General features: G+C 69.2%; 18 protein-coding genes. 11 read left to right on the forward strand and 7 right to left on the reverse strand.

All coding sequences use genetic code 11. The features are described from left to right. Positions 1-3: 3 nt before the first annotated feature. Positions 4-636: a LysE family translocator gene (locus AC1HFW_RS23045; RefSeq protein WP_006391769.1), complete on the reverse strand. Its 633-nt coding sequence runs from the start codon at positions 634-636 to the stop codon at positions 4-6. 131 nt (positions 637-767) lie between these two features. Here AC1HFW_RS23045 and rsmB point away from each other — a divergent pair, with 131 nt between their 5' ends. The 7 genes from rsmB to AC1HFW_RS23080 all read left to right on the forward strand — a co-directional run bounded on the left by rsmB (position 768) and on the right by AC1HFW_RS23080 (position 10,285). Then, a complete protein-coding gene (rsmB, locus tag AC1HFW_RS23050) occupies positions 768-2,105 on the forward strand; it encodes a 16S rRNA (cytosine(967)-C(5))-methyltransferase RsmB (RefSeq protein ID WP_006391768.1) in 1,338 nt (445 codons plus the stop codon). Positions 2,106-2,145: 40 nt separating this feature from the next. Further along, positions 2,146-2,736 carry a DUF4390 domain-containing protein gene (locus tag AC1HFW_RS23055; RefSeq protein WP_104021675.1) on the forward strand — a complete coding sequence of 197 codons (591 nt, stop codon included), beginning with the start codon at positions 2,146-2,148 and terminating at the stop codon, positions 2,734-2,736. Then, positions 2,733-5,054 (forward strand): sensor histidine kinase, encoded by a 2,322-nt coding sequence (locus AC1HFW_RS23060; RefSeq protein WP_006391766.1) that lies wholly within the window; start codon positions 2,733-2,735, stop codon positions 5,052-5,054. The genes AC1HFW_RS23055 and AC1HFW_RS23060 overlap by 4 nt, the downstream gene beginning before the upstream one ends. 11 nt (positions 5,055-5,065) lie before the next feature. Further along, positions 5,066-5,755 carry a response regulator gene (locus AC1HFW_RS23065; protein WP_241069691.1) on the forward strand — a complete coding sequence of 230 codons (690 nt, stop codon included), beginning with the start codon at positions 5,066-5,068 and terminating at the stop codon, positions 5,753-5,755. Next, positions 5,752-7,131 (forward strand): Trk system potassium transporter TrkA, encoded by a 1,380-nt coding sequence (gene trkA, locus AC1HFW_RS23070; RefSeq protein ID WP_479285301.1) that lies wholly within the window; start codon positions 5,752-5,754, stop codon positions 7,129-7,131. The genes AC1HFW_RS23065 and trkA overlap by 4 nt, the downstream gene beginning before the upstream one ends. Before the next feature lie 52 nt (positions 7,132-7,183). After that, positions 7,184-8,653 (forward strand): TrkH family potassium uptake protein, encoded by a 1,470-nt coding sequence (locus tag AC1HFW_RS23075; protein WP_479285302.1) that lies wholly within the window; start codon positions 7,184-7,186, stop codon positions 8,651-8,653. Positions 8,654-9,043: 390 nt separating this feature from the next. Continuing rightward, positions 9,044-10,285, forward strand: a complete 1,242-nt coding sequence (locus AC1HFW_RS23080) for a YbdK family carboxylate-amine ligase (RefSeq protein ID WP_006391762.1) — start codon at positions 9,044-9,046, stop codon at positions 10,283-10,285. 69 nt (positions 10,286-10,354) lie between these two features. Here the strand turns inward: AC1HFW_RS23080 and AC1HFW_RS23085 are convergent, their stop codons facing one another. Further along, positions 10,355-11,287 (reverse strand): methyltransferase domain-containing protein, encoded by a 933-nt coding sequence (locus AC1HFW_RS23085; protein ID WP_061073069.1) that lies wholly within the window; start codon positions 11,285-11,287, stop codon positions 10,355-10,357. Between the two features lie 50 nt (positions 11,288-11,337). Here AC1HFW_RS23085 and AC1HFW_RS23090 point away from each other — a divergent pair, with 50 nt between their 5' ends. Continuing rightward, positions 11,338-12,087 (forward strand): ComF family protein, encoded by a 750-nt coding sequence (locus tag AC1HFW_RS23090; protein ID WP_479285303.1) that lies wholly within the window; start codon positions 11,338-11,340, stop codon positions 12,085-12,087. A gap of 125 nt (positions 12,088-12,212) precedes the next feature. Then, a complete protein-coding gene (locus AC1HFW_RS23095; protein ID WP_006391759.1) occupies positions 12,213-12,683 on the forward strand; it encodes a tRNA (cytidine(34)-2'-O)-methyltransferase in 471 nt (156 codons plus the stop codon). Between the two features lie 271 nt (positions 12,684-12,954). On the opposite strand, the gene AC1HFW_RS23100 is transcribed toward AC1HFW_RS23095, so the two are convergent. The 5 genes from AC1HFW_RS23100 to AC1HFW_RS23120 form a co-directional block, all read right to left on the reverse strand. Then, the gene (locus AC1HFW_RS23100) at positions 12,955-13,950 is read right to left on the reverse strand and encodes a Bug family tripartite tricarboxylate transporter substrate binding protein (RefSeq protein WP_006391758.1); all 996 of its coding nucleotides are present in this window, start codon (positions 13,948-13,950) and stop codon (positions 12,955-12,957) included. Between the two features lie 75 nt (positions 13,951-14,025). Further along, positions 14,026-15,075, reverse strand: coding sequence for an NAD(P)H-dependent glycerol-3-phosphate dehydrogenase (locus AC1HFW_RS23105; RefSeq protein WP_479285304.1), 1,050 nt, complete (start codon positions 15,073-15,075; stop codon positions 14,026-14,028). Between the two features lie 18 nt (positions 15,076-15,093). Continuing rightward, entirely contained in the window at positions 15,094-15,627 is a 534-nt protein-coding gene (gene secB, locus AC1HFW_RS23110; protein WP_006391756.1) for a protein-export chaperone SecB, read from the reverse strand. Between the two features lie 36 nt (positions 15,628-15,663). Continuing rightward, positions 15,664-15,921, reverse strand: coding sequence for a glutaredoxin 3 (gene grxC / locus AC1HFW_RS23115; RefSeq protein WP_006391755.1), 258 nt, complete (start codon positions 15,919-15,921; stop codon positions 15,664-15,666). A gap of 50 nt (positions 15,922-15,971) precedes the next feature. Next, a complete protein-coding gene (locus tag AC1HFW_RS23120) occupies positions 15,972-16,394 on the reverse strand; it encodes a rhodanese-like domain-containing protein (protein WP_006391754.1) in 423 nt (140 codons plus the stop codon). A gap of 161 nt (positions 16,395-16,555) precedes the next feature. Here AC1HFW_RS23120 and gpmA point away from each other — a divergent pair, with 161 nt between their 5' ends. Together gpmA and AC1HFW_RS23130 are read left to right on the forward strand one after the other, a co-directional pair. Continuing rightward, positions 16,556-17,308, forward strand: coding sequence for a 2,3-diphosphoglycerate-dependent phosphoglycerate mutase (gpmA, locus tag AC1HFW_RS23125; RefSeq protein ID WP_035359662.1), 753 nt, complete (start codon positions 16,556-16,558; stop codon positions 17,306-17,308). Positions 17,309-17,313: 5 nt separating this feature from the next. Then, complete coding sequence (locus AC1HFW_RS23130) at positions 17,314-18,915, forward strand: murein hydrolase activator EnvC family protein (RefSeq protein WP_006391752.1); 1,602 nt, start codon at positions 17,314-17,316, stop codon at positions 18,913-18,915. Positions 18,916-18,927: the final 12 nt, after the last annotated feature.

Consider the following 18,927-nt stretch of genomic DNA (forward strand, 5'->3'; position numbering starts at 1 on the left):
TCGTCAGGCGCCGCTGCGGCGATACAGCGCCAGGGTGCCGGCCAGCCCGATCATGAGCGAGCCGCAGACCCGGTTCAGCCAGCGCAGGCCCGAGCCGCGGAAGGCGCGCACCAGCTGCGCGCCCAGGGTGGCATAGGCCAGCATGGTCAGGATGTTCATCAGCGCCAGCACGGCGGCCACGGTGGCGTACTGGGGCAGCAGCGGCGCCTGGGTATTGATGAATTGCGGCAGGAAGGCCGACATGAACAGCAGCGCCTTCGGGTTGGTCAGCGCCACCACGAAGCTGCGCAGGCCCAGCTTGAGGCCCGCCGGCCGCGCGGCGCCCGGTTCGGCGGCCGGCAGCACCAGCGCGGCGTCCGAGCGCAGCATCTTCCAGCCCAGGTAGGCCAGGTAGGCGGCGCCCGCCCACTTGATGACATGGAAGGCGACCTCGGAAGCGGCCAGCACCACCCCCAGGCCGGACGCCACCGCGCCCACCAGGATGAAGTCGGCCAGCACCGCGCCGCCCATGCCCCAGCAGGCGGTGCGCACGCCGTGGCGCGAACCGTTGCTCATGGCGAGCAGGACGGTCGGGCCGGGCGTCACGATGGCGACGGCCGAGGCCAGGATGAACAGCAGCAGCGTGGCGGTGGACATGGCGGGCTCCGAGGCAAGCGGCCAGTGTGACGCGCCCGGCGCGGTTCGTCCAGCGCCCGCCGTGGGACCGTCGGCGGGGGCGGCGGCCCGCGCCGGGCTACCATAGCGGTCTTGTCCTTTGATTTGCTGCCATGTCCACGCGTTCCGATACCCCCCATCTGGCTCCCCCGCTTTCCGCCGTCCTGCTTTCCAGCGCGCGCGTGGTGGAGGACGTCCTGGAAGGCCGTTCGTTGACCGATGCCCTGGCCGACGTCGACGGCGCCCTGCGCCCCGCGGCGCAGGCGGTGTCGTTCCACGCGATGCGCTACCTGGGCTGGGCCGACGCGGTCGGCCGCGAGCTGGTGCAGCGCTATCCCAATGTGCTGTTCGAGTCGCTGCTGCTGGTGTCGCTGACGCTGCTCAAGGCCGAGGGCGAGGCCGCCGCCGCGCTGCCGGGCATGCCGGTCTACGCGCCCCACACCGTGGTGGACCAGGCCGTCACGGCCGCGTCCTCGAATCGCTCCCTGGCCTCGTTCAAGGGCCTGCTCAACGCCTGCCTGCGCCGCTTCCTGCGTGAGCGGGCGGCGCTGGACGCCGCCGTGGCCGACAGCCCCGAGGCCGAATGGAACCATCCGGGCTGGTGGGTCAAGCAATTGCGCGTGGCCTATCCGCAGCAATGGCAGGAGATCCTGCGGGCGGCCAACGTGCCGGCGCCGCTGACCCTGCGCGTCAATCGCCGCCGCGCCAGCCGCGAGCAGGTGCTGGCCGCGTTCCAGGACGCGGGCCTGGCCGCCGAGCCGGTGGGCCAGGCCGGCCTGGTGCTGGCCACGCCGCGCCCCGTGACCCAGCTTCCCGGTTTCGCCGAGGGCTGGTGGTCGGTGCAGGACGCCGGCGCCCAGCTGGCCGCCGAGCTGCTGGCGCCCCAGGACGGCATGCGGGTGCTGGATGCCTGCGCCGCGCCGGGCGGCAAGACCGCCCACCTGCTGGAGCTGGCCGACATCGACCTGCTGGCCCTGGACGCCGACGCCGACCGCCTGGTGCGGGTCGGCCAGAATCTGGACCGCCTGGGCCTGGCGGGCGAGCGGGTGCGGCTGCAGGCCGCCGACGCCGCCGACCTGGACGCCTGGTGGGATGGCAAGCCCTTCGACGCCGTGCTGGCGGACGTGCCGTGCACCGCCTCGGGCATCGTGCGGCGCCATCCCGACATCCGCTGGCTGCGCCGCGAGAACGACGTGCGCCGCACCGCCACGCTGCAGGCGCGGATCCTGGACGCGCTCTGGCGCACCGTGGCGCCCGGCGGCCGCCTGCTGTACGTGACCTGCTCGATCTTCCCGATCGAGGGCACGCGCCAGGCGCTCGAGTTCCTGCAGCGCCACCCCGAGGCCCAGCGCCTGGACGCGCCGGGCCAATTGCTGCCAGTTGCGGTCGATGCAACACCCGCGGCGCAACGCGATGGATTTTTCTACGCCTTGTTTGCCAAGCAGTCCTGAATCGCCAAGAATAGGGGGCATGACGGGGTTTCGGTGTCGTATGTCCATCATTTCACGCTTATTTCTGGGGTTGTTGTTCGCAACTGCCGCGCTGTCGTTGGCGCCGGCCGGCCAGGCACACGGGTCCGAACCGAAGGTGGTGCGCGTCGAACCGGTCGTGCGTGGCGACAAGCTTGAAATCGACGCCGACATCGAGTTCGAACTGAACCAGCAACTGCGTGATGCCGCCCAGCGCGGCGTGCCCCTGTACTTCACCGCCGACCTGACCATCACGCGCGAGCGCTGGTGGTGGTTCGACAAATCCCTGGTGGACACCTCCCGCACCTGGCGCGTCATCTACAACGCGCTGACGCGCCAGTGGCGCGCCGGGGTCGGCGAGCTGTCCTTCCCGGTGGCGTCGCTGGATGACGCCATGAGCGTCATCCGCCACGTGCGCAACTGGCAGGTGGCCGACGCCGACGATTTCGACGAGGGCGTGGTCTATGGCGGCCAGCTGCGGCTGCGGCTGGACACGTCGCTGCTGCCCCGGCCGTTCCAGGTCAATGCCCTGAACAGCAGCTCCTGGGTCCAGGGCACGCCGTGGACCGATTTCTCGTTCTCGCTGGGTGACAAGGAGAAAGACCCCTCATGAGGCTGTTGCTTCGGCTGGCCCTGATGGTCGGCGCGGTGAGCGGCCTGGCGTTGCTGGGCCTGCTGGCATGGTCCACGGGCAATGCCTCGCGCTTTGCCCGTTATTACGACATCCTGCTGATTCTTAACGGCATCTTCGCCCTGGCGCTGTTCGTGTGGGTGGTGGCGCTGACGGTGCGGCTGGCGCGGCAGATCCGGCGGCGGCAGTTCGGCGCCCGGCTGACGGCCCGCTTCTCGCTGGCCTTCGCCCTGATCGGCGTGGTGCCCGGCGCCCTGATCTACACGGTCTCGGTGCAGTTCATGTCGCGCTCGATCGAGTCCTGGTTCAACGTGCGGGTCGATACCGCGCTGGAAGCCGGCCTGAACCTGGGGCGCGCCGCGCTCGACTCGCTGCTGGCCGACCTGGACGCGCGGGCCCGCTCGATGGCGGCCGAGCTGAACCGCAACTCCGATACCGGCGTGACGCTGGCCCTGACCCGGCTGCGCGAAGCCAACGGCGTGCAGGAAGCCATGGTCTTCACCGGCAGCGGCCGCATGGTGGCGTTTTCCACCAGCCAGTACGGCCAGCTGCTGCCGGCGATGCCGCCGTCCACGGTCATGAACCAGCTGCGGCTGTCGCGCGGCTATTCGGCGGCCGAGGCCGACGATCCGGTCAAGCCCGGCATTGACGGCGGGCTGCACCTGCGCGTGGTGATCCCGCTGACCGGGCCCGACCGCTACGACAACCTGCTGGGCGCCGCCTCCGAACCGCGCTGGCTGCAACTGCTGCAGCCGGTGCCCGAGCAGATCGCGCACAACGCCAACCTGGTGCAGCAGGGCTTTCGCGACTACCAGGAACTGGCCCTGTCGCGGCTCGGCCTGCGCAAGCTCTATGGCATCACGCTGACCCTGGCGCTGCTGCTGGCCGCCTTCGGCGCCATCGCCGTGGCGCTGTCGCTGTCCAAGCGGCTGGTGCGGCCGCTGCTGAGCCTGGCGGGCGGCACCCAGGCCGTGGGCGTGGGCGACTACCGGCCGCTGCCCGAGCCGCCCGAGCGCGACGAGGTCGGCCAGCTGACCCGTTCCTTCAACGCCATGACGCGCCAGCTCGACGAGGCCCGCCGCATGGTCGAGAGCAACCGCCAGCAGCTCGAACGCTCCAACGTCTACCTGGAAAGCGTGCTGTCGAACCTGTCCTCGGGCGTGCTGGTGTTCGACGAAGCCTTCCGCGTCACCACCGTCAACCAGGGCGCCCAGACCATCCTGCAGGCCGACCTGCGCTCGGTGATCGGGCGGCCGCTGGAAACCGTGGACGGCATGCTCGAATTCGCGAATGTCGTGCGGCAGGCCTTTTCCACCCACGCCGCCGTGGGGTCCGAGCGCCAGCACTGGCAGCAGCAGTTCGAGATCGCGCCCAAGCAGGGCGACACGCCCAACGGGCCGCAGGCGCTGACGTTGCTGGCGCGCGGCACCCACCTGCGGGTGGACGGCCGCGGCAACGGCTACCTGGTGGTGTTCGACGATATTACCGAGGTGATATCGGCCAACCGCACCGTCGCCTGGGGCGAGGTGGCGCGCCGCCTGGCCCATGAAATCAAGAACCCGCTGACGCCGATCCAGCTGTCCGCCGAGCGCCTGGCGATGAAGCTGGAAGGCAAGCTGCCGCCGGCCGAGGCCCAGATCGTCGCGCGCTCCACCAACACCATCGTCAACCAGGTGGCCTCGCTCAAGCAGATGGTGGATGATTTCCGCGAATACGCCCGCACGCCGCCGGCGGTGATGCAGCGCATCGACTTCAACGCGCTGGTGGCGGACGTGCTGTCCCTGTACGGCTGGGAGCCGGACGGCGCCGCCTCGGTGCGCTCGGCCTCCGGCAAGGCGCTGAACCTGGATGTCAATCTGGGCGCGGACCTGCCGGCCATCGAGGGCGATCCGACCCAGCTGCGCCAGGTGATCCACAACCTGCTGTCCAACGCCCGCGACGCCATCGCCGAGAAGGGCGGAGAAGGCCGGGTCAGCGTCACCACCCAGCTGATGCGCAGCGAGCAGCCCGACCGCGCCGACCAGCAGGCCCTGCGTTTCACGGTGGCCGACACCGGGCCGGGCTTCCCGCCGCAGGTCATGCAGCGCGCCTTCGAGCCCTACGTAACCACCAAGTCCCACGGGACTGGGTTAGGATTGGCAATCGTACGCAAGATCGTTGAAGAGCATGGCGGGCGGATCGACCTTGCGAATCGCAAGGAAGGAGGCGCGCGGATCTCCATCTTGTTGACCCGGCTTGCTCCCGGGGCCGATACTATGGACGCGACCGCGCAAGAAAAGGATAATGCGGCTACGCAATAGGTGGATGCTTTATGGCCAGAATTCTGGTGGTTGACGACGAAGTCGGTATTCGCGAGCTTTTGTCGGAAATCCTTTACGACGAAGGGCACACGGTCGAATTGGCCGAAAACGCGGCGCAAGCGCGCGCCGCGCGCCTTCGCATGCGTCCCGATCTGGTGCTGCTGGACATCTGGATGCCGGACACCGATGGCGTCAGCCTGCTCAAGGAATGGGGCTCGCAGGGCCTGCTGGACATGCCGGTCATCATGATGAGCGGCCACGCCACCATCGACACGGCGGTCGAGGCCACCCGCATCGGCGCCATGGATTTCCTCGAAAAGCCGATCACGCTGCAACGCCTGCTCAAGACCGTGGCGGCCGGCCTGGCCCGCGGCCGCGTGCCGCATCCGGCGCCCGTGGCGGCGCCCGCGGCGGCCAGCGCCGCCGTGGCGCTCGAAGACGAGCTCGATCCGCCGACCCTGTCGACGGCTCCCGCCAACGAAGTCCCGGTCACCGCCAATGGCCAGCTGGGCAGCATCTCGCTGGATCAGCCGCTGCGCGAGGCGCGCGACGAGTTCGAGCGCATCTATTTCGAATATCACCTGGTCCGCGAAAGCCACAGCATGACCCGCGTCTCCGAGCGCACCGGCCTCGAGCGCACCCACCTCTACCGCAAGCTCAAGCAATTGGGCATCGAGTCGGCGCGCAAACGGGGCGCATGAAGATCCTGATCATCGGCGCTGGGCGCGTAGGCACCAGCGTGGCTGAAAACCTGGTGTCCGAGCAGAACGACATCACGGTGATCGATTCGGATCCTTCGCAGCTGCAATACCTGCAAGAACACTTCGACCTGCGCGTCGTCCATGGCGACGGCTCGCAGGTGTCGGTGCTGGAAGGCGCCGGCGCGGCCGACACCGACCTGCTGATCGCCTGCGCCGCCTCCGACGCGGCCAACATGGTGGCCTGCAAGATCGCCCGCCAGCTGTTCAACATCCCCCGCCGCATCGCCCGCATCCGCTCGGGCGAATTCTCCGAGCATCCCGAGCTGATGAGCGAAGAGGGCTTCTGCATCGACGCCATCATCAGCCCCGAGCGCAGCGTCACCACCTACCTGCACAGCCTGATCGAGTTCCCCGAGGCGCTGCAGGTGGTGGAGTTCGCCGAGGGCCGCGTCAGCGTCGTGACCGTCCGCGTCAGCCATGGCAGCCCGATGGCGCACCATCCCGTCGACAAGCTGCGCGAGGTCTGGCCCGACGTCATGGCGCGGGTGATCGACGTGCTGCGCGGCGGCCGCCCGCTGCGGGCCGGCTCGGGCACCGTGATCGCTCCGGGCGACGAGGTGGTGCTGGTGGTGGATACGCGCCACGCCCGCCGCGCCGTGCGGCAGCTGCGCGAAGCCGAAAAGGCCGTGCGCCGCGTGATGATCGCCGGCGGCGGCAATATCGGCCTGCGGCTGGCGCGCGCGCTGGCCGAGGAAAACTACAGCGTGCGCATCATCGAGCGCGACCTCAAGCGCTGCGAGTACCTGGCCACGCAGCTGCCCGACAGCGTGCTGGTGCTGCATGGCAGCGGCACCGACGAGGCCCTGCTGGAACGCGAGAACATCGAGGACATGGACACCTGGCTGGCGCTCACCAGCGACGACGAGGACAACATCATGTCGTCGCTGCTGGCCAAGCGGCTGGGCGCGCGCAAGGTGATCGCGCTGATCAACCGCCAGGCCTATGGCGAGCTGATGCAGGGCAGCCATATCGACATCGCGGTGTCGCCGTCGCAGGCCACCATGAGCGAGCTGCTGCGCCACGTGCGCCGCGGCGACGTGGCGGCGGTGCACCGGCTGCGCCAGGGCGTGGCCGAGGCGCTGGAGGCCATCGCCCACGGCGACCGCTCCAATTCCAAGGTGGTGGGCCGCAAGGTCGGCGAGATCAGCCTGCCCAAGGGCGCCAGCATCGGCGCGCTGGTGCGCGAGGACGAGATCATCCTGCCCGACGCCGATACCGTGATCGAGACCGACGACCACGTCATCGTCTTCGTGCCCTCGCGCAAGCAAATGCCGCGCGTGGAAAAGCTGTTCCAAGTCTCGGCGTCGTTCTTCTGATGAGCCCGCGCGTCCCGTTTCCCGACGGACCGGCGGCGGCCGGGGAGGCCGCATGAAGCGCGTCCTGGCGACCCTGCACATCCTCGGCCTGACCATGGTGATGTTCGCCCTGACCATGCTGATCCCGCTGGGGGTGGCCTACATCGGCGGCGACGCGGCGCGCGACGCCTTCCTGCATGGCTTCCTGATTTCCGTCGGCATCGGCGTCGCGCTGGCGGCGCTGACGCGGCGGGCCCGCAGCGAGCTGCGCGCCCGCGACGGCTTCGTGCTGGTGTCGGCGGTGTGGGCCGGCCTGCCGCTGCTGGCGGCGATCCCGCTGCTGATCTATTTCCACCGCGCCGGCCTGCCCCTGTCGTTCACCGGGGCCTATTTCGAGGCCATGTCGGGGCTGACGACCACAGGCGCCACCGTGCTGACCAACCTGGACGCGCTGCCGCCGTCGATCAACCTGTGGCGCGCCACCCTGGTGTGGATCGGCGGCATGGGGATCCTGGTGCTGGCGGTGGCGATCCTGCCGCTGCTGGGCGTGGGCGGGCACCAGGTGGTGCGGGCCGAGACGCCCGGCCCGATGAAGGACGAGCGCCTGACGCCGCGCATCGCCAGCACCGCCAAGGCGCTGTACGCGGTGTACTTCGCCTTCTCCATCCTGTGCTTTTTGGCTTATCGCGCGGTCGGCCTGTCCTGGTTCGAGGCCTGGTGCCACATGGCCACGACCATGGGGCTGGGCGGCTTCTCGACCTGGGACGACGGCTTCGCGCACTTCGATTCGGTGGCGGTCGAGATGGTGGCCATGGTGTTCATGCTGATCGCCGGCATCAACTTCGCCACCCACTTCAATGCCTTCCGCCAGCGCAGCGGACGCGCCTACCTGCGCTGCCCGGAGGCGATTCCGTACCTGGTGGTGGTGCTGGGCGTGGGGCTGGTGATCTCGGTGTTCCTGTACGTCAAGGGCGTCTACCAGGCGCCGCTGGAAGCCCTGCGCTACGGCATGTTCAACACCATCTCGATGGCCACCACCACCGGCTACGCCAACACCGACTTCGCCCAGTGGCCGCTGTTCGCGCCCCTGACCATGCTGCTGCTGTCCGGGTTCGCCACCTCGGCCGGGTCCACCGGGGGCGGGATCAAGATGATCCGGGCCATCCTGCTGGTCAAGCAGGCGCGCAACGAGCTTGTCACAATGTTGCATCCACATGCCGTCAGTCCGGTGCGGGTCAACGGCCGCGCGGTCGAGGCCCGCACCATGTCGTCGGTGCTGGCGTTCATGCTGTTCTACGGGTTGTCCATCGCTGTCTTCACCAGCCTGCTGCTGCTGTCGGGGCTGGATCCGATCACGGCGTTTTCGGCCGTGTTCGCCAGCGTCAACAACACCGGCCCCGGCCTGGGACCGGTCGGGCCCATGGGGAATTTCGCGGTGCTGTCGGACTTCCAGATCTGGGTCTGCACCTTCGCCATGCTGATCGGCCGCCTGGAGCTGCTGACCGTGCTGGTGCTGTTCACGCCGATCTTCTGGCGCAAATAGGGCGGCATGACCCGCCCGCGGGGCAGGCGGAATTTCCGGCCCTCGGCCGCCGCGCCGCGGCCCCCTTGGGGACAGATCTCTTTCATAGGGGATAACCCTGATTCGGGTTATCCCACCCTCGCTGAAAAGCCGCGCCCAGACTGCGCTTGCGGGCCTTCCGGTCCGGCGAGCCGCGCCGCCATTACGTTGTGAGTGCTCGCTCACTTTGTTCTATAGGGCAAAACCGAATGCATCGTGATGTTGCACACAAATGTCACGATTTTCAATCGTTTTGCCACAAACATGCGGCTATTATGCGTTCACAAGCCGCCGTCTAGCGCCCCCCGGGAAGTTGCCGGGCTTCAAGGTCGAACGGCGCACCCCCTCATCACATATCCGAAGGAGTCCGAGATGGAACAGATCCCGTTCATTTCGTCGGCCCCCAACACCCTGGGCATCGAACTCGAGCTGCAACTGATCGACCCCCGCAGTTTCGACCTGACCGCAGCCTCTGACGAGCTGCTGGCCCAAATGGCCAACCATCCCATCGCCGATCGCGTGAAACCGGAAATCACGCGCTCCATGATCGAACTGAATTCCTCAGTGCACGAGCACCCCATGGGCCTGCTGGCGGAAATGCGCGAGATGCGCGATGCCCTGGTCGAAGCGGCCGACGCCGTCGGCGTTTCGGTGGCCGGCGGCGGCGCCCATCCGTTCATGCGCTGGCAGGAACGCTCCATCTCGGATACCCCGCGCTTCCAGTACCTGGCCGAAATGTATGGTTACCTGGCGCGTCAATTCACGGTGTTCGGCCAGCACATCCACCTGGGCGTGAAAAGCGGCGACGAAGCCATCAAGCTGCTGCGCCGGCTGTCGCCCTATGTGCCGCACTTCATCGCGCTGTCGGCCTCGTCGCCGTACTGCGAGGGCGTCGATACCCTGTTCTCGTGCTCGCGCCTGAACGCGGTCAACAGCTTCCCCCTGGCCGGCCACATGCCGGCCGAGGTCAAGGACTGGTACCAGTTCGAGGCCCATCTGGCGCAACTGCGCGCCTATGGCCTGGCCGAGAGCATCAAGGACCTGTACTGGGACATCCGCCCCAAGCCCGAATTCGGCACGGTGGAAATCCGCGTCTGCGACACGCCGCTGACCGTGGAGCGCGCCTGCCAGATGGCGGCCTTCGCCCAGGCGCTGGCGGTGCTGCTGATGCGCGAGGACGATCCCAGCGACAAGGCCTGGCTGTCCTACCGCAGCAACCACTTCCAGGCCTGCCGTTTCGGCCTGCAGGGCAGCTACGTGACGCCGGACGGCCAGCGCCTGCGCCTGATGGATCACCTGCGCGCGCTGTTCCAGCGGCTGATGCCGGTGGCCGAAGAGCTGGGGACCGGCGACATGATCGCGGCGCTGCGCGACGAAGCCATGCGCAGCGGCAACGATTCGCGCTGGCTGCGCAGCCAATTCCATCGCCTGCGCGACCTGCCGCTGGTGGTGGAATCGATGTCGCAGGCCTGGCGCGGCGAGGCTGCCCAGGCCGCGCCGGCCGAGCCGACCGCGGTGTTGCGGCGGCGGATCCGCGCCACGTCCGAGCCGATGCAGCCCCTCTCGCCGGCGGAGCCGGGCGTGACCGCGCCGCTGCCCGAACGCCTGCACTAAGCCTTTCCGGGCCCATCCGCCCCGGCCGGCCGTCCCGCTTCGGTGGACGGTACGCCGGGGCGTCTTGTTTCAGGGCGTGCCGCGCTGGCGGCCGCCGATGGCGCTGACCGACAGCCGGGTCTCGCCGGCGGTGCCGCGGTGGGTGGCGGCGCGCCAGGCGTGGCCGTAGGCCACTTCGATGCTCAGGGCGATGACGCCGTCCGGACGGCGCTGGGCTTCCAGCGCGGCGCACAGGCGCGCTTGCCAGTCGCGTCCGACCAGGCCGCCGCGGCGGCCGGCGGCGGGGTTGCCGCCCAGGGCGCGCACGTCCTGCAGCAGCTTTTCCGGCGTGCGGTAGGTCAGCGTCAGGATTTCCTGGTCCATGACCGGGTCGGCGAAGCCGTTTTCAACCAGCAGGTCGCCGAAGTCGTGCATGTCGACGAAGGCCGGCGTGGCGGTGCGCAGGCCGGCATCGTCCAGCGCCTGGCGCAGTTCGCGCAGCGTGGCCGGCCCCAGACAGGAGAACATCGCCAGCCCGCCGACCTTGAGGATGCGGCGCCATTCGGCCAGCACGGCATGCGGTTCGCGGTGCCAGTGCAGGGCCAGGTTGGACCACACCAGTTCCAGCGACTCCGGCGCCAGGCCGGTGGCGGCCAGGTCGGCGTTGACGAAGGCATTGGCCGGACCGCGCCGCGCCAGCTTGCCGATCCAGGCCGACAGGCCGGCCGGGGCGTGGCGCTTGCGGGCGATCTCCAGCAGCGGTTCGCAGTTGTCCAGGCCGGTGTAGGCGGCCTCGGCATAGCGTTCGCGCAGCAGCGCCAGGTTGTCGCCGGCGCCGCAGCCGGCGTCGAGCATGGCCTGGGGCTGCACGCGGATGTACTGCAGCCGGCCCAGCATGCGGCGGGCGACTTCGCCGTATAGGAACTGGGCGTCCGACAGGTCGCCGCGGCGGGCGAATTGGCGCGGCACGTCGGCGGCGACGAGCGGGAGCGAGGGCGGGGTGGCGGGTGCGGGCAGGGACATTTCGGTCGCGCCCGGGGCGGCGCCGCGGGCGGATCATGATTTCATGGGGGATGGCTCACATTATTGCCCATCCCGGCCGCGGCGGCCGATTGTCCCTACAGGCCATGGGGCGGCGGCTGCTGGCCCGGGTGCCCTGCGACTGCCCGCTGTGCGGGGCGCGGGTCGGCGGCGCCCGCCTGTGCGAGGGCTGCGAAACCGACCTGGCCGAAGCGTCGCTGGCGCCGCGCTGCCCGCGTTGCGCCCAGCGGCTGGCGCCGGATGCGCTGCACTGCGCCGACTGCCTGGCGCGGCCGCCGGCCTTCATCTGCACGATCGCCGCCTTCGACTACGAGCCGCCCGCCGAGGTGCTGATCCGCCAACTCAAGACCCAGCTGCGGCTCAGCGCGGCGCCGGTCCTGGCGCGGCTGCTGGCGCATGCGGTATGGTCCGAGCCGCCGCCGGGGTCCTTGCTGCTGGTGCCGGTGCCGTCCAGCCGCGCATCGCTGCGCCGGCGCGGCATGAACCCGGCGGCCGAGATCGCCCGCGGCCTGGCGGCGCGACTGGGTTGGCCGCTGCTGCGCGGGGCATTGCGGCGGCGGCGCGAAACGCCCAGGCAGACGGCCCTGGGACGCCGCGCCAGGCTGAGCGGCGCCCGCGGCGTGTTCCATTGCGCGCGTGACCTGTCCGGCCGCCATGTCGGGCTGGTGGATGACGTCATGACCACGGGCAGCACCGCGGATGCGGCCGCGCGCGCGTTGCTGGCCGCGGGGGCGGTCAGCGTGACGGTGCTGGTGGCGGCGCGCACGCCGCGTGCGCCCTGATGTCCGGCGCGGGGCGGCCCGCCATGCGGCCTCGTGCGCCGGGGCAGCCGGCCAAATCGGCGACAATCGCTGCTGCGCGGCCGCGGCCGGCCGTCCGTCATTCAACGTCTTTCCGTCCCTTCACCATGTTCCACGTCATCCTCGTCTGCCCCGAGATTCCGCCCAACACGGGCAATGCCATCCGCCTGTGCGCCAATACCGGCGCGCAATTGCACCTGGTGCGCCCGCTCGGTTTCGAACTGGACGATGCCCGCATGCGGCGGGCGGGGCTGGACTATCACGAGTGGCAGCCGGTGCGCGTGCACGACACGCTGCAGGAGGCGCTGGCGGATACGGGGGCGGGGGCTTCCCACATCTATGCCCTGACCACGCATGCGCAGCGCAGCGTGGGCGATGTGCGGTTCGAGGCGGGGGATGTGTTCGTGTTCGGGCGGGAGAGCGCCGGGTTGTCGGAGGAGCATCATGCGATGTTCGCGCCGCAGCAGCGGTTGCGGTTGCCGATGCGGGCGGGGCAGCGGAGCTTGAATTTGTCCAATGCCGTGGCGGTGACGGTGTTTGAGGCTTGGCGGCAGTTGGGGTATGAGGGGGGTGGGTGAGTTTTTTGGGGGGTGCTGTTGGGTTCTTTAGGCGCGGGTGACGGGGCAGGCGGGGGATGGCGGGGCTACGATTGCGGTCCGGAGCGTTCGCTCCGGACTGCCCCTGCGTCAACCTCGTCCGCCTGCGGCTCCCTTCGGTTTCCCTCGGGCGCATCTACACGCCCCGCCATCCCCCGCCTGCCCCGTCACCCGCTCGCAATGAGGCTTGGCGGCGGCCGTTGGTGCCAGCCGGTTGCTTGGCGTTTTTGCCAATACTCAGGTGGGGGGAGAGTTAGTCCAGTGACAGGTTCAGCTTTTGGATGACCTGGTCCCAGCGGGCCTTTTCGTCCTGGATGCGGACGGTCAGGGCCTCGGGGGTGGAGGCGGCGGGGGTGAAGTATTGCAGGGCCATCTGCTTGCGGACCGTGTCGCTGTTGATGATGCGGTTCAGTTCGCTGTTCAGGCGCTCGATGATGGGCATCGGCGTTTCGGCGGGGGCCAGGATGGCGTTCCAGGAGATGGCTTCGAAGTCGGGGTAGCCCTGCGAGGCCATGGTGGGCACGCCGGGCAGGGTGTCGCTGGGCTGCAGGCTGGTCACGGCGAGGATCTTGACCTTGCCGTCGCGGGTCTGGGGCACGGCGATGGCGGGGACCATGAAGCCGGCCTGGATGTCGCCGCCGATGATGGCGCTGATGACCTGCGGGAAGCCGGCGTAGGGGATGTGCGCCATGTCGATGCCGGCGCGTTCCTTGAACATTTCCATGGCCAGGTGGGCCGAGCTGCCGGGGCCGACGGAGCCGTAGTTCAGCGAGCTGCCGTGTTCCTTCACCATGCGGACGAAGTCCTGCACGGAATTGACGTTCTTCAGGTTGCCGGGCACGGTCAGCACGTTGGGGCTGGTGCCGACCAGCGTCACGGGCGCCAGGTCTTGCAGCGGGTCGTAGCCCAGCGTCTTCTTGTAGAGCGTGGGGGCGGTGACCAGCGGGCCGTTGATCGTATAGAGCAGGGTGTAGCCGTCGGGCTTGGCCTGCGCGACGATGCGGGTGCCGATGTTGCCGCCGGCGCCGGTCTTGTTATCGATGACGATGGGCTGTCCCAGCGCTTGTCCCAGCGGCTCGGCGATGGTGCGCGCCAGGATGTCGGGCGACGAGCCGGGCGGGAACGGCACCACCATGTGGATGGGGCGGTCCGGCCAGTCGGCGTGGGCGGCGGCGGGCAGGATGGCCGCCAGGCTCAGGCAGAGGCCGCGCAGCAGGGGGCCGACCCGGAACGTGCGGGTTTGCGTCATGAAGGATGTCTCCTGGGTGTCGTGCGTCGTGTTGTTATGAGGACGGGGATGGGGGCCGGGGGGGCGCGGGCGCTGTCAGCCCGCGTTGCCGTGTTCGTCGCGGGCGTCGCGCGCCAGCAGGGCGGATACGGCCGTCATGGGCGCGACGCCGTCGAACAGCACGGCGCACACGGCTTCGGTGATGGGCAGTTCGACGCCGATGGCGCGGGCGCGTTCCAGCGCGGCGCGCGCGCAGCGCACGCCTTCGGCGGTGATGCCGCTGGCCAGGATGTCGGCCAGCTTGCGGCCGGCGCCGATTTCCAGGCCGACGCGGCGGTTGCGCGACAGTTCGCCGGTGGCGGTCAGGACCAGGTCGCCCAGGCCGGTCAGGCCGGCGAAGGTCTCGGCCTGCGCGCCCAGCGCGACGCCGAAGCGCGTCATCTCGGCCAGGCCGCGGGTGATCAGGGCGGCGCGGGCATTGGTGCCCAGCGCCAGGCCGTCGCCGATGCCGCAGGCCACGGCGATGACGTTCTTGAGGGCGCCGCCCATTTCCACGCCGACCAGGTCGGCGCTGGCGTAGACGCGCAGCGCGGCGCCGTGCAGGGCCTGGGTGGTGGCGGCGCGCAGGGCGGCGTTTTCACTGGCGACGGTCAGCGCCACGGGCAGGCCCTGGGCGACTTCGCGGGCGAACGACGGACCCGACAGGACGCCGCCGACGGCGCCGGGCATGGCCTCGCGCACGATTTCGTGGGGCAGCCTGGCGGTGTCGGCTTCAAAGCCTTTGCAGGTCCAGACGATAGGGGTGTCTTGCAGGCCCAGGGCGGGCAGGCGGCGCGAGAGCTCGGCGCAGGTGGCGGCCAGGCCGGCCACCGGAACGCCCAGGATGATCAGCCCCGTCGCGCCGTCCTGTTGCAGGCTGCGCAGCGTGGCGTCGAGATCGGAGGCAATCGTCAGTGCCTGGGGCAGGGCGATGTCAGGCAGGTAGCGCGCGTTTTCGTGGCGGGCGGCCATGTCGGCGGCCTGCGCCGGATCGCGCGCCCAGAGTACGGTGGGGTGGCGGCGGCTCGCGGCCGCCGCCAGCGCGGTGCCCCAGCTGCCCGCGCCCAGGACGGCGACGCGTAGGCTGGGCGGAGTGGGCTGGTTCATGGGGCGCCGCGGTTTGCCTTATTGGCGGGTGGCGCTGGCGGGCAGGATGATGCCCGAGTCGCTGCCATTGCCGTTGGCGTTGCTTTGCTGCTGTTGCAGTTCCGCCAGGCGTTGTTCGTACAGGGCCTGGAAGTTGACTTCGGTCAGGTGCAGCGGCGGCATCGAGGTGCGGGTGATCGCGTCGGCGATGTTGGCGCGCAGGTACGGGTACAGCATCGTCGGGCAGACAATGCCCAGCAGCGGATCGAGCTGCTCTTCGGGGATATTGGCGGCTTCGAAGATGCCGGCCTGGGTGCCCTCGACCAGGTACACGACCTTGTCGTTGATGCGGGTGGTGACGGTGACGGTGACCGTGGTCTCGAACACGGTTTCGGCCAGGCGCTGGCCGCCCACGGTGATGCTCACTTCAACCTGGGGCGCTTCTTGCTCCAGGAAGACGTGGGGCGCGTTCGGCATTTCCAGCGAAAGGTCTTTCAGGTAGACGCGTTGCAGATTGAACGAGGGCGCGTCGTTGCCGCCTTCTTGCTGGGTGTTTTGGTCTTGATCAGCCATGAGTGTTTCCGTTGGTGGGAGGGGCAAAAAGGGGCGTTAGCCGTTGAGCAATGGGGTCAGGCCGCCCGAGCGGTCCAGCGCCATCAGGTCGTCGCAACCGCCGACGTGGGTATCGCCGATGAAGATCTGCGGTACGGTGCGCCGGCCGGTGCGTTCGATCATGCGATCGCGCTGGCCGGGTTCGCGGTCGATCTGGATGATCTCCAGGTCGGTCACGCCGCGCTGCTCCAGCAGCGCCTTGGCGCGGGCGCAATAGGGACAATAGTCCTTGCTGTACATGACAACTTTATTCATAGGCGCTCCAGGCGGATTCTGTCGATAAGATGGGGGCGCGTCGCCCGCGTTCAACCCTTCTGGGTGACCGGCAGGCTGGCGGCCAGCCAGGCGCGCATGCCGCCGTCGAGCGGCACCACGTCGGCGAAGCCCTGCGCGCGCAGCTTGGCGGCGGCGCGGGCGGAATCACGTCCATTGTCGCAAACCACGACCAGCGGCTTGTTCTTGGGCAGTGAGGCGGCCTTCTGTTCCAGATCGGCGGCCGGGACGCTGCGGGCCTGGGCGATGTGGCCGGCCTGGAACTGCTCGGCGGGGCGCACGTCGACCCACACGGCCTGGCGCTGGTTGACCATCTGGATGGCTTCCGTGGTGCTGACGGCCGAGCCGGTGCGGCCCTTGCGCAGGGCGGGAATGGCCAGCATGACGCCGGAAACGACGGTTACGGCGACAATGAAGATGTTGTTTTTATCGAGCAAGAATTGCAGAAGGTCCACGGGGCATCCTGAAGTGCGGCGTCTAGCCTGGTAAGGGCGAACCCTGAAGCGCCGCGCCGCGAAATTCACGGGTGCGCCGGGGCAAAATCAAGGGCAAAATCGCTCAATTATAAAATGAGCGCATTCCGCAACTTTAACCCGCGTTACACGCCTGCCAAACCATGCACAAACTCGTTCTCATGCGCCACGGCGAAAGCCAGTGGAATCTGGAAAACCGCTTCACCGGCTGGACTGACGTCGACCTGACCGAAACCGGCCGTGAACAGGCCCGCAAGGCGGGCGAACTGCTCAAGAAAGAAGGCTACACCTTCGATCTGGCCTACTCGTCGGTGCTCAAGCGCGCCATCCGCACCCTGTGGATCGCCCTGGACGCCATGGACGCCATGTACACCCCGGTGGGCGTGAACTGGCGCCTGAACGAGCGCCACTACGGTGCCCTGCAGGGCCTGAACAAGGCCGAGACCGCCGCCAAGTACGGCGACGAGCAGGTGCTGGTCTGGCGCCGCGCCTACGCCATCGCCCCGGAACCCCTGGCGCTGGACGACGAGCGCCACCCGCGTTTCGACAGCCGCTACGCCAAGATCCCGGCCGACCAGCTGCCGGCCACCGAGTGCCTGAAGGACACCGTGGCGCGCGTGCTGCCGTTCTGGAACGAATCCATCGCCCCGGCCATCCGCGCCGGCCGCAAGGTGCTGATCGCCGCCCACGGCAACAGCCTGCGCGCCCTCATCAAGCACCTGGACAACGTCTCGGACGACGATATCGTCAACCTGAACATCCCCACCGGCCAGCCGCTGGTGTATGAATTGGATGATGACCTGCGTCCGATCCGCCACTATTATCTCGGCGATGCCGCCGAGATCGAGGCGGCCATGGCCGCGGTCGCGGCTCAAGGCAAGGCTAAGAAGGACTGATATCCATGGTGCGCATGGCGGGGTGGTTGTTGGCGGTCATGCTGGCCGGCGGGGTGCTGCCGGCGGGCGCCGCGCCCAACGATCTCGCCGGCCGCCAGTCCGAAGCCGAGAAGCAGCAGGCGCAGCTGCGCGACCGTATCGAGAACCTGCAAAAGGACATCGATACGCGCGAAGCCGCCCGCAAGGAAGCCGCCGATGCCCTGAAGCAATCGGAATCGGCGATTTCCAGGATCAACCTGCGCCTGAAGGAGCTGGCCGAGTCCAGCCGCCAGGCAAGCACCGACCTGTCCGGCCTGGAAAAGCAGATCACGGCCCAGCAGGCCGTGCTGGCCAAGCGCCGGGTTGAACTGGCCGACCAGTTGCGCACGCAATACACCAGCGGCCTGTCGCCCTGGACCGCGCTGCTGTCGGGCGATGATCCCCAGGTGCTGGGCCGCAACCTGGGCTACCTCGATTACGTGTCCCAGGCCCGCGCCCGCGCCGTCGAGGCGCTGCGCGCCGATATCGACCGCCTGGCGGCCCTGCAGGGCCGCGCCGACGCCCGTCGCGCCGAAATCGAGAAGCTGGTGGCCGAAACCTCCGAGCAGAAGACCGCCCTGGTCGCCCAGCAGAAAGAGCGCGGCACCCTGCTGGCGCAGCTGGAAGGCCAGATCGCCGCCCAGCGCGCCGAGGCCAACAAGCTGGGGCGCGACGACCAGCGCCTGTCGCGCCTGATCACCGACCTGGACGCGGCCATCGTCAAGCAGGCCGAAGAGGCCCGCAAGGCCGAAGAGGCGCGACGCCGCGCCGAGGAAGCGCGCAAGGCCGAGGAAGCCCGGCGCGCCGAAGAGGCGCGCAAGAAGGCCGAAGCCGATCGCCGCGCCGAGGAAGCCCGCAAGAAAGCCGAGGCCGACCGCAAGGCGGCCGCCGACAAGGCCACGGCCGACAACGCCCGCCGTGACCGCAACGCGCGCGAGGCCCGCGAGGCCGCCGAGGCACGCGAACAGGTCGAGGCCGCCTCACGCCAGGGCCGCGGCCCGGTCGTCGTGGCCGACCCGGACGCCGCCGGCCTGCGCCCGGCCGACACGCGCCATCCGCGCCTGACCGGCCCGGCCGAGACGCCGCCCGCGACAAAACCCGCGGATCCCCCCAAAAAGGCGGAACCTGTCGAGGAGGAAGCCGCTCCAACCCGTAGTGCGTCGACCCAGCAGACCCCGCGCGCCGCCCCGGTGGGCGGCGGCAACGGCCTGCGCCATGGCCTGGCCGCGCCGGTGCGGGGCCAGGTGCAGGGACGCTTCGGCGTCGACCGCCCGGATGGCGGCGTCTGGCGCGGCGTGGTGCTGCGCGCGGCCGAAGGCACGCCCGTCAAGGTGGTGGCCCCCGGAACGGTGGTCTATGCCGATTGGCTGAGGGGTTTTGGCAATCTCATCATTGTGGATCATGGCCAGCAATATTTGACCGTCTATGCTTACAACCAAAGTCTGCTCAAACGGGTGGGCGATTCCGTCGCGGCGGGAGATACTATTGCTACGGTAGGCGCAACCGGCGGCCAAGTGGAATCCGGCCTATACTTTGAAATTCGCCATCGCGGCGCTCCTGTGGATCCAGCCCAGTGGCTGGCCCAGTAAAGCCAAAAACCC

It is taken from the genome of Achromobacter sp. ISS7, from assembly GCF_056523125.1.

What these genes read in the sequence shown, in the direction of transcription:
- AC1HFW_RS23045 (WP_006391769.1), bottom strand. Translation starts at nt 636, where the DNA reads ATGTCCACCGCCACGCTGCTGCTGTTCATCCTGGCCTCGGCCGTCGCC.
- rsmB (WP_006391768.1), top strand. Translation starts at nt 768, where the DNA reads ATGTCCACGCGTTCCGATACCCCCCATCTGGCTCCCCCGCTTTCCGCC.
- AC1HFW_RS23055 (WP_104021675.1), top strand. Translation starts at nt 2,146, where the DNA reads ATGTCCATCATTTCACGCTTATTTCTGGGGTTGTTGTTCGCAACTGCC.
- AC1HFW_RS23060 (WP_006391766.1), top strand. Translation starts at nt 2,733, where the DNA reads ATGAGGCTGTTGCTTCGGCTGGCCCTGATGGTCGGCGCGGTGAGCGGC.
- AC1HFW_RS23065 (WP_241069691.1), top strand. Translation starts at nt 5,066, where the DNA reads ATGGCCAGAATTCTGGTGGTTGACGACGAAGTCGGTATTCGCGAGCTT.
- trkA (WP_479285301.1), top strand. Translation starts at nt 5,752, where the DNA reads ATGAAGATCCTGATCATCGGCGCTGGGCGCGTAGGCACCAGCGTGGCT.
- AC1HFW_RS23075 (WP_479285302.1), top strand. Translation starts at nt 7,184, where the DNA reads ATGAAGCGCGTCCTGGCGACCCTGCACATCCTCGGCCTGACCATGGTG.
- AC1HFW_RS23080 (WP_006391762.1), top strand. Translation starts at nt 9,044, where the DNA reads ATGGAACAGATCCCGTTCATTTCGTCGGCCCCCAACACCCTGGGCATC.
- AC1HFW_RS23085 (WP_061073069.1), bottom strand. Translation starts at nt 11,287, where the DNA reads ATGTCCCTGCCCGCACCCGCCACCCCGCCCTCGCTCCCGCTCGTCGCC.
- AC1HFW_RS23090 (WP_479285303.1), top strand. Translation starts at nt 11,338, where the DNA reads ATGGCTCACATTATTGCCCATCCCGGCCGCGGCGGCCGATTGTCCCTA.
- AC1HFW_RS23095 (WP_006391759.1), top strand. Translation starts at nt 12,213, where the DNA reads ATGTTCCACGTCATCCTCGTCTGCCCCGAGATTCCGCCCAACACGGGC.
- AC1HFW_RS23100 (WP_006391758.1), bottom strand. Translation starts at nt 13,950, where the DNA reads ATGACGCAAACCCGCACGTTCCGGGTCGGCCCCCTGCTGCGCGGCCTC.
- AC1HFW_RS23105 (WP_479285304.1), bottom strand. Translation starts at nt 15,075, where the DNA reads ATGAACCAGCCCACTCCGCCCAGCCTACGCGTCGCCGTCCTGGGCGCG.
- secB (WP_006391756.1), bottom strand. Translation starts at nt 15,627, where the DNA reads ATGGCTGATCAAGACCAAAACACCCAGCAAGAAGGCGGCAACGACGCG.
- grxC (WP_006391755.1), bottom strand. Translation starts at nt 15,921, where the DNA reads ATGAATAAAGTTGTCATGTACAGCAAGGACTATTGTCCCTATTGCGCC.
- gpmA (WP_035359662.1), top strand. Translation starts at nt 16,556, where the DNA reads ATGCACAAACTCGTTCTCATGCGCCACGGCGAAAGCCAGTGGAATCTG.
- AC1HFW_RS23130 (WP_006391752.1), top strand. Translation starts at nt 17,314, where the DNA reads ATGGTGCGCATGGCGGGGTGGTTGTTGGCGGTCATGCTGGCCGGCGGG.